This is a genomic window from Oleiphilus sp. HI0079 (genome assembly GCF_001635105.1).
This window is the reverse complement of sequence record NZ_LWFT01001384.1, coordinates 1-894: the sequence shown is the minus strand read 5'-3', so window position 1 is coordinate 894 and position 894 is coordinate 1. Positions and strand designations below refer to the sequence as shown.

Annotated in this window: 2 protein-coding genes; one reads left to right on the top strand and one right to left on the bottom strand. The window is 48.5% G+C overall.

The genetic code is table 11. The annotated features are described in order from the left end of the window. Positions 1 to 557 (bottom strand): efflux RND transporter periplasmic adaptor subunit (locus tag A3750_RS23940; RefSeq protein ID WP_156498901.1); only part of this gene is annotated, 557 nt, incomplete at its 3' end. Positions 558 to 656: 99 nt separating this feature from the next. Here A3750_RS23940 and A3750_RS23935 point away from each other — a divergent pair. Further along, the coding region (locus A3750_RS23935; protein WP_231871948.1) for a pseudouridine synthase at positions 657 to 894 on the top strand (238 nt) is incomplete at its 3' end.

Sequence of the window (894 nt, the reverse complement as noted above, 5' to 3'; positions counted from 1 at the left end):
CGCCCATCAATGGGTGCCTTGATTTTGGTGTAACTAAGAATGGTTTTTGCGCCAGCGACAGCCGCCTCTAATGCTGCGACATCCGCGGTTGCCTTCGTTAACTCTGTACCTCGATTATCAAGCTCTTCTTGAGACAAAGAGTTCTTCTGACGCAAGCTCTGGGCTCGATCAAGTATTCTTTTCGCCAGCTCAACCTGAGCGCGTGCACTTTCCAACTCAGCCCTTAACTCGTTATAACGCGCACTCTGGGTGCTAGAGTGCATTTCAAATAACACATCCCCTTGTTTTACCAACGCGCCTTCTTCAAACGTGACATGCTTTATTTGCCCAGAAATTTGAGGATTTAGAACAACCATCTGGTCCGCCTCAAGCCGTCCGGTGTATACCTTGGTGGCGGCCATTTCCATTGCTGAAACAGTTGCCACGCTTACCGGAACGGCTTGCGGCGCTTGCGCCGGTTGCTGTGGCGCGTCACCGTCTTCTTGCGACGAGCACCCTGCGAGCAAAACGAAGACAGAAGCCAGAACTGCAGATAGGCGCATAGAGCTTGCGAACATGGATATTCCTTAAAAGAGTGTACAGAGTAAAAATTAACCGCGCGATAGTACCAAACAACCGTTAGAATCTCTAAAACTAAGCGATCAAAAGACTGTTGCATGAACAAAACGAACCAAGATAGTCCACAAGACCCGACGTTGATAGAGCGCTCGAGACAGGAAGACGAAAAGCTAGAAATTTTATTTCAGGACGCGCATCTCATTGCGGTTCACAAACCTGCAGGAATGCTGGTACACAAATCTCCAATCGACAAACAAGAAAAGCGTTATGCAATGCGCATTCTTCGCAACCAAATTGGTCAATGGGTTTACCCGGTTCATCGGCTCGACAAGCCAA